Below are 8,066 nucleotides of genomic sequence, written 5' to 3'. Positions count from 1 at the left end.
CGCACCAAGAATGGTCGCGATGGTGAAGAACGCGAAACCGACCGCAATCGACTTGTACATCACGTCGTCGAGTACTTCGAGCGACGGCAGGCGATCCGCCAGGATGCCGCGTTCCTTGACCAGATAGGTGACTCCGACCATGGCAGCCAATGCAAAGCTGCCATATCCGATGAAATTCGCCGGCACGTGGATTTTCATCCACCAGCTTTGCAGCGCGGGCACGAGCGGCTGAATTTGCTGGGCATCGCGGGCGATGGAATACCACATCAGGAAGCCGACGGCGGCGCTAATCACGAGTAGTACGAACGCGCCCATGGCACGCGTGCTGTAGTGCTGCTCGTAGTACAAATAAAACAACGAGGTAATCAGGCAGAACAGCACGAAAACTTCATACAAGTTCGAGATGGGGATATGACCCACATCCGAACCGATCAGGTAGGACTCGTACCAGCGCACCATCAGGCCGGTGAAACCCATCAGCACTGCGGCCCAGGTCATCTTCGAGCCGATTGCACCGCCCGTGGGTGAACGCGAAAGCAGGCCGATCCAGTAGAACACCGTGGCGAGCACAAGCAGCGCGCTCATCCACAAGATGGCCGACTGGCTGGACAAGAAGTACTTGAGGAAGAAGTTGGTGTCGGCGCGCGCGAGATCCGAGTGATAAAGCTGCAACGACGACAGGGACAACAACGCAATGCACGCAATCAGCAGCCGCACCGGCTTCCAGCGCCATCCGAGCACCACGAACGTGGGCACGGCGCAGCAGAGCACCAGCTTGTCGTAGTAGTTCATGAACGGGTGATACCGGTACAGCGCGAAACCCGCGCCGGCGACCAGTGCCAGCGCGAATAGCCAGTCGGTCAGGCCGAGACGCTTGAGAAACGGACGTTCGTCGAAGAGATCCGGATCGACGGGCACCGTGCCCTCGCGCTGTTGCGCCAGAGTCGAATGCGAAGAGGCTTGTGTGAGGTCCATATTCTTACCGAGTTGAATCCTGCGAGCCGGTGGACTTGGGGTCCACGGGCGTTTCCGGTGATGACGTTACCGGCTGAGACTTGACGCCCAGCATGGCGCCGATCGCGTCGCGCGTTCGCGCGAACTCCTTCTCGAAATCGATGGTTCGCCGTGCGGTGGACATTGCCATCAACACGCTCGTGCCGCCCGTTGCCGTGTCTTTGAGCCAGAACCAGAGACGACGTTCACGCACGTAAAACATCGAGAAAATGCCGAACACGAGCAGAAGGCTGCCAAGATACACCACTTTTTTACCCGGCGCGCGCGTCAACTGGAACACGGAAGCCTGGATCTGCTTAAACGAGTCGAGTTGAAGAAAGACCGGCGATCCGTACAGAAAGCTGTCCGAAAGTGCATTAATCGACGACTGCACGAACTGCGTGTTTTTCGCATCCGGCTGCGCTTCCGGCAGGCCGTTCTGAGCACGCGAAATCTGCCACAAGTCCCAGGTCGCGCCTTCCAGCATGCGCAGCAATAAACCTGCCGCCTTTTCCTGCTCACCCTTGGGCACGGATTTATCGATAAAACCCGCGATCGCCTGGAAACCGCCCAGCGTCGCGCCCGGTTTCCCTGGATTCGTTGCCACCCCAGTTTCGTCGGCGCCCGCGAACAGATTCAACACCCGCGACGCGCTTTCCTCCAGATGTTTCTGCAAATCCGCATTCGCTTCAGGAACCGAACGCTTCGCGAAGCGACGCGCGGCTTCGTCGCGCATCGCCGGAGTTTCCAGCGCGGCACGCAACTGCATCCACTGCTTGATGGAGCTTTGCTCGTCGGCAGGAATGCGCAAATAGCGGAACGGATCGTTCGGGCTGAGGCGCATGCCGGCGAGGAACATGGGCTGGCCTTGTACGTCGACGGGCAGCATGTAGTTGTTAAACTCACGCGCCTGACCGTCCGTGCCCCGCACCTTGTATTGCACCGATGGCCCGACGTTACGCAAATCCGTCGGCTTCGATGTCTTCGCGCCGGAACCGAGCCGTTCGTCGAAGGCTTGCTTGAGCGTCTGCGTCTGGCCGACACCGCGGGTATCGATCGAACCGCTGCCGTCGGTGACGTTTTCCACGTTGATCGCGCGGAAATCGGTGAATTCCACGGTTTCACCGTTGCCGCCGATAATCTGCGGGTTCATCGGCACCGTGCCGCCAATCGCTCCGTCGAACGGCGTGGTTTTCGTGCTGCCGCCGGACATGGGCCATGCGGTCATGGAGAGCTTCGAACCGCCATCCTGGAAGCTTGATTGATAGATCGAAATACCATCGTAGGTGAACGGCTCATTCACTTCGATACGTGCCGGGATGCGCTTGCCGGTCGCATGATCGATTACGACAATATCGCTGGCGAACAGCTTGGGCATGCCCGTCGAGTAATAGTCGACGATGAATTTATTGAGCTGGATAGAGAACGGCAAATCCTGGATCAGCGAGCCATCCTGCTGATTCAGGATGGCGGTTGCGACATGCTGCCCTTCCGGCACCCAGGCGTAACCGCGGAACGTGGGGTTCGACGTCGGCAGACGGTGATTCGGCGCGATGTCGTTGATGACTTCGTTCGATGCAATCGGCGTCTTGTTGAAGAGCAACATTTGCAGCTTGATTGGCAAATTGCTGTCAAGCAAGCCGCCAATACAGATGATCACGAACGCCATATGCGCCGAGATATAGCCAATCTTCGTCAGCGCGCCGCGCTTGGCGGCGATCAATGTCGCGCCGCTCTCGGTCTCGCGCGTGACGAACTTGTAGCCCATTTTTCCCGCGAGGCGCTGCAGATTGGCCGCAGTCTCGGCACGCGATCCGGGCACCTGCGGGAATTCGCCCTTGTGATGGAACGCGCGCAGGCTGCCTTCGCGCACCCGATCCTTCCAGCTCTTCATGTCCGCGATCATTTTCGGGCCATTGCGAATCACGCACAGCGACACCGAGACCACCAGAAACGCCAGGATCAGCAAGAACCACCACGCGCTGTACACGTTGTAGAGGCTCAGACCGCGGAAAATATCAGCCCAGAACGGACCGAACTGATTGACGTAATTCGGGTACGGATCTTCTTGCGTAAGAACCGTACCGATAATGCTTGCTATCGCGAGAATGACGAGCAATGAAATGGCGAAGCGCATCGAACTAATCGTTTCGATGGCATGACGCACGCTGCTACGGCTCGACTTCGACTGCAATCCCGACGTGGTGACGCTCATTCAAACTCCGGCTGAACAGCAAAAAAGGGTGGAGACGCAAGCGGTCTTTGACCGGCGTCCCACCCTTTTTTCTTATTTTGCGCGCCGGCCTCGTCGGACCGGCTTCCTGACACATTTGATTATGACCCGCGCATGTGACGTCCGGGCGACGCTGCGCGCATCTTAATGCAGACCCGCACTTGGTGCAGACGGGTCGTGCGGACCATTACAGACCGTTAATGAAGACCGGCAATGTAATCTGCAACCGCCTTCACTTCCGCCTCATTCAGGCGCAATGCGATGGTGTGCATGGGCTCACTGTTGTTGCGCGTGCCCTGCGCAAACGCGGTGAGTTGCGCGGCCGTGTAGTCGGACCATTGTCCCGACAACCGCGGATACTGCACCGGCACGCCCATGCCCGTTGCACCATGGCACGCGGCACACGCCGGGACGCCCCTGTCCGCAATGCCGCCGCGATAAATCTTCTGCCCAACCGGCACGGTATTCTTGTCACGCGCGTAGCCTGGCTTGGCCTTCTGCGTCTCAAAATACGCAGCCACGTTGACCATGTCCTGATCGTTCAACGCACCCGCAATGCCCGCCATGATGGGGTTCTTGCGCGCCGGCTCTTTCGCGCCCGGCTGCGTCTTGTAATCCTTCAATTGCTTGACGATGTACTCGGCATGCTGGCCTGCGAGCTTCGGAAACGCGCCGCCGGCACTGTTGCCGTCTGCTCCGTGACACGCTGCGCAAACCTGGGTGGCAATTGCCTGGCCCCTTGTCACGTCTGGCTTGGCGGGTGTGACCGCATCTGCCGCTTGCGCTGTGACTGTCCAGCCTACCAACCCCGCTCCTAATGCTGCTGCTAATTCCAGGACCATCAGAGTCTTGTACAGTCGGTTCATTCGCGTACCCTGTTTTTCGTCTTGTGAGAATTGTGAGGTTCTGCAAAACGACGGTTACCGATGCACTGCAAGACACCCGACAGAGGACTCGATACGGGATAAAAAGTCACCCGGCGCGCGCCCTGAAATCTGTCTTCAAACCTGTCTCACTCCTTATCCCGCTTGGGTCTTGCGTGCCCTGGCTGGTCTTCGTACAACCGTCGTATTGTACAATAACTCGCTAAACGCAAAGACGCCAGTCGGGGCAAGCCCAGTATTCAGTGGCTCCTTACAGCTCGAGTTTCCACAGAATTTCACTTTCGGTCTTCCCATGTCGTCATTTCTGCTCCATCAAGCCCGTTTTTTTACAACGGTCAATCACCTAAAGGACCTGCCGCCGACGCCCCAGCCGGAGATTGCTTTCGCGGGCCGCTCGAATGCCGGCAAGTCGACAGCCATCAACCTGCTGTGCAACCAGAAGCGGCTGGCGTTCGCCAGTAAGACGCCGGGACGCACGCAGCACATCAATTACTTTGCCATAGGCCCGGCCGACCAGCCCAGGGCGCACGTGGTCGATTTGCCAGGGTATGGGTACGCGGAAGTATCGGGTAATGCAAAGCTGCATTGGCAACAGTTGCTGTCCACCTATTTGCAGAGCCGCGCGCAGCTCGTCGGCATGATCCTGATGATGGATTCGCGACGTCCGCTGACCGAACTCGACAAGATCATGCTCGAGTGGTTTGCCCCTACGGGGAAGCCGATTCACGCTTTACTGACCAAATGCGACAAATTGACGCGGCAGGAAAGCATCAACACGTTGCGCGCAACCAAGAAAGCATTCGAGGAGTACACGGCGGCCGGATATCGCGGCGAATTGACGCTACAGCTCTTCTCGGCGCTCAAGCGCGTTGGGCTCGATGAAGCCCACGAGAAAATCGAAAGTTGGCTGATTCCGAAATCAACGGAAGAAATCGAGCCGGAAGACGAAGCGCAGTGAGATAGATCTGGTGCCGCGTGGGGACAGGCTTTGAGCTCGAACGACGGAATGAGTCGTCGCCCGGCATAAAAAAACCCGCCGCATGACGGCGGGTCAAACAGCCTGATCGAATCCTTCGATCATCACAGGCACCCGCTCAGGGAGGAGAAGCGGGGAGCTCGGCGCCAGGCGCCTACCTCGATCGGTATGATATACCATTGTCCCGAAAAGGTTCTGAAGGCGGTCCGGCCCCTTGTCTGCGGCGGTTGCGGCAGTCGAGCCAGCATCCGTTTCCCCTGATTGCGTTATCCACCATCCCCAAACAAAGTCATGAGCTTCTATCCGCATCATCGTCCGCGCCGTATGCGTCGTGACGACTTTTCGCGCCGCCTGATGCGCGAAAACCTGCTGACCACGAACGATCTGATCTATCCCGTGTTTATCGTCGAGGGATCGAATGTGCGTCAGGCTGTTCCGTCCATGCCTGGCGTCGAGCGCACATCGGTCGATCTGCTGATGAAGGTGGCCGAGCAGTGCGTCGAACTCGGCGTGCCGGTGATTTCGCTTTTTCCCGCGATCGAACCCTCGCTGAAAACACCGGACGGCCGCGAAGCGACGAATCCCGAAGGCCTGATTCCGCGTGCCGTGCGCGAGTTGAAAAAGCACTTTCCCGAACTGGGCGTGCTCACCGATGTCGCGCTGGACCCGTATACCAGCCACGGACAGGACGGTGTCCTCGACGAACATGGCTACGTAATCAACGATGAAACCAGCGAAATTCTCGTCGAACAGGCGCGTGCACAGGCCGAAGCGGGTGTGGATATCGTGGCACCCTCGGACATGATGGACGGTCGGATCGGCGCAATTCGCGAAATGCTCGAAAGCGACGGACATATCCACACGCGGATCATGGCGTATGCCGCGAAGTACGCGTCGGCGTTCTACGGCCCGTTCCGCGATGCGGTCGGCTCCGCTGCGAACCTCGGCAAGAGCAACAAGATGACGTACCAGATGGATCCGTCGAATTCCGATGAAGCCCTGCGCGAAGTGCGGATGGATATCGAGGAAGGCGCGGACATGGTGATGGTCAAGCCGGGCATGCCATATCTGGATATTGTGTATCGCGTGAAGGAGGAGTTTCGCTTTCCGACCTACGTGTACCAGGTCAGCGGCGAGTACGCGATGATCAAGGCCGCCACGCAAAACGGCTGGCTCGATCACGACAAGGCGGTGATGGAGTCGCTGCTCGCGTTTAAGCGCGCGGGGGCGGATGGCGTGCTCACGTACTTCGCGCTGGATGCCGCGCGGCTGTTGCGGGCGGCATCGAAGTAACGGGATCGGGGCGCTTTTGAGGCGGCGATACTCTTGCTGGACAGTATCGCCGCCTGATCATCTGGAGTTGAGGAGTCGCCAAGTCTGCGGCTTCTGGGAGAAAGGGCCTTCGGATACTCGGCAACGGATGTTTACCCAGATTCCGCAACGCGGTTGCATCCGACCCCGCGATGCTGGAAGTCCGGCCGGCTGAAAGCGGAGATTCTCCGGCCGAACGCCGCTCGTGTAGCACGCCCGACTCGTTGTTAAGTCGGGCGGCTAGCACCTCGAACGCTCACACCAGCGGCAAACAGATCTCCGTCAACAGGTCGGCAGGTGCCGTTTCCTTCGGGTTGTTCAGATACTCCTCGAATACAGGCGCATCAGCGGCTTCGCGGCCCGATTGCACGAGCCACGTTCCATATAACCATTCATAGGCCGCGTGCATATCGCTATAGGGCCCTTTATGGCGGAGCACCGCATACTGGCCACCGCGTAACGGCGTTATCCCGACCGGCGCAGCGACTTCAACCTTGGTTGCCAACACTACCCCGGCCTTCGATCTCAATTCGGCTTCAGCCACGATGCCCGGATCGTCATAGTAGATGCCGATCGTCCGGAACTCGGCCGATAACAGATTCCTGCTGGCCAGCCAGCCGAACAACGAATCGAACGCCTTGCCAATCTGCATATACGACCCGACGTGGTCGAGAGACACAACGTTCATCGCCGGTACGTCACGAATCACCACTTCACGCATCACCATTTGATCGTCTCCTGATAGCGCCGGCCGAAACCGGCTGTGAGTGCCCTGCTTGCGGTACTGCGCTGGCGGCATGCCGAATGCCGCCCTGAACGTGCGCGAAAACGACTGCAAGCTGCTATACCCCGAACGCTCGGCAATCTCCGCGATTGGCATCGATCCATTAGCCAGGTAACCGCCCGCACGATGCAGTCGTAACCGGCGCACCGTCGCGGCGATAGTCTCGCCGTACATTGCCTGATAGATCCGATGCCAGTGATACGGCGACAAACACGCAATCTCCGCCAACCTGTCGATATCGAGAGGCTCGTCCAGATGATCGTAGATATGGTCGAGCACGCGGCTCAGTCGCGCTTCGTATCGGGCTTGATAGGTCAGATCGTTCATGAGCGCCTCACTGAGAGCGAGCGTTGAGTGCTGACAAAAGTATCACGATGCGATTTACCAAATCCTGCGGACTTGATCGCGGAGCGATTGACGCTTTAGTGGAAGTTGGCGGTGAAGTCGTGCCGAAAGCCCGTTTAGGTGTTGATGGTGTTTGGTTTATAAGGCGCCGGGTTTAAGGACGGGCGTCCCTTACACCAGTGATCTGAGGGAGGAGATGGCTCTTCGCATAGCCCGCTTGCTACTGTGGTCCAGCATTGAGCGCGCTGAACTCTACTCGTCGATCCCGGAGCAACATGACGCAAGTCCGGGCTCCGAACGCACATCATGTTCCTCACGTCGAAAATCACGTTGTGGGCGCGGAGAGTTTGTCCAGACTCTTCAAGAACATATCCGCCGACTCGTACCCGACGACCCGCGCCACTTCGTCGCCTTGCGCATCGAAGAAGATGATCCCCGGAGGCCCGAACAATTTGAAGCGTTTGAGCAACGCCTGATCGTCGGGGTTATTCGCCGTGACGTCCGCGCGCAGCAGGTTAAGTTGCGCGAGACGCGCACGTA

At 58.5% G+C, this 8,066-nt stretch carries 7 protein-coding genes; 2 read left to right on the top strand and 5 right to left on the bottom strand.

From position 1 onward, the window contains the following. The 3 genes from JWR14_RS01055 to JWR14_RS01045 all read right to left on the bottom strand — a co-directional run. The coding region (locus tag JWR14_RS01055) for a cytochrome c biogenesis protein (RefSeq protein WP_299699868.1) at positions 1-975 on the bottom strand (975 nt) is incomplete at its 3' end. Between the two features lie 4 nt (positions 976-979). Further along, positions 980-3,208, bottom strand: coding sequence for a cytochrome c biogenesis protein ResB (locus tag JWR14_RS01050; protein ID WP_299699865.1), 2,229 nt, complete (start codon positions 3,206-3,208; stop codon positions 980-982). Positions 3,209-3,423: 215 nt separating this feature from the next. Next, complete coding sequence (locus JWR14_RS01045) at positions 3,424-4,092, bottom strand: c-type cytochrome (protein ID WP_299699862.1); 669 nt, start codon at positions 4,090-4,092, stop codon at positions 3,424-3,426. Positions 4,093-4,402: 310 nt separating this feature from the next. Here JWR14_RS01045 and yihA point away from each other — a divergent pair, with 310 nt between their 5' ends. Next, the gene (gene yihA, locus JWR14_RS01040; protein WP_299699859.1) at positions 4,403-5,068 is read left to right on the top strand and encodes a ribosome biogenesis GTP-binding protein YihA/YsxC; all 666 of its coding nucleotides are present in this window, start codon (positions 4,403-4,405) and stop codon (positions 5,066-5,068) included. A gap of 309 nt (positions 5,069-5,377) precedes the next feature. Further along, positions 5,378-6,379: a porphobilinogen synthase gene (gene hemB / locus JWR14_RS01035; RefSeq protein WP_179258397.1), complete on the top strand. Its 1,002-nt coding sequence runs from the start codon at positions 5,378-5,380 to the stop codon at positions 6,377-6,379. A gap of 274 nt (positions 6,380-6,653) precedes the next feature. On the opposite strand, the gene JWR14_RS01030 is transcribed toward hemB, so the two are convergent. Together JWR14_RS01030 and JWR14_RS01025 are read right to left on the bottom strand one after the other, a co-directional pair. Then, positions 6,654-7,508, bottom strand: coding sequence for an AraC family transcriptional regulator (locus JWR14_RS01030; RefSeq protein ID WP_299699850.1), 855 nt, complete (start codon positions 7,506-7,508; stop codon positions 6,654-6,656). A gap of 343 nt (positions 7,509-7,851) precedes the next feature. Then, the coding region (locus JWR14_RS01025; RefSeq protein WP_366144495.1) for a thioredoxin fold domain-containing protein at positions 7,852-8,066 on the bottom strand (215 nt) is incomplete at its 5' end.

Origin of the sequence: Caballeronia sp. (assembly GCF_028292365.1) — a bacterium.
Classification (GTDB): Bacteria; Pseudomonadota; Gammaproteobacteria; order Burkholderiales; family Burkholderiaceae; genus Caballeronia.
The sequence above is the reverse complement of the archived record's forward strand: the minus strand, read 5'-3'. Positions and strand labels throughout refer to the sequence as shown.

Coding starts and splice junctions, on each gene's coding strand:
- JWR14_RS01050 (WP_299699865.1), bottom strand. CDS start 3,208: ATGAGCGTCACCACGTCGGGATTGCAGTCGAAGTCGAGCCGTAGCAGC.
- JWR14_RS01045 (WP_299699862.1), bottom strand. CDS start 4,092: ATGAACCGACTGTACAAGACTCTGATGGTCCTGGAATTAGCAGCAGCA.
- yihA (WP_299699859.1), top strand. CDS start 4,403: ATGTCGTCATTTCTGCTCCATCAAGCCCGTTTTTTTACAACGGTCAAT.
- hemB (WP_179258397.1), top strand. CDS start 5,378: ATGAGCTTCTATCCGCATCATCGTCCGCGCCGTATGCGTCGTGACGAC.
- JWR14_RS01030 (WP_299699850.1), bottom strand. CDS start 7,508: ATGAACGATCTGACCTATCAAGCCCGATACGAAGCGCGACTGAGCCGC.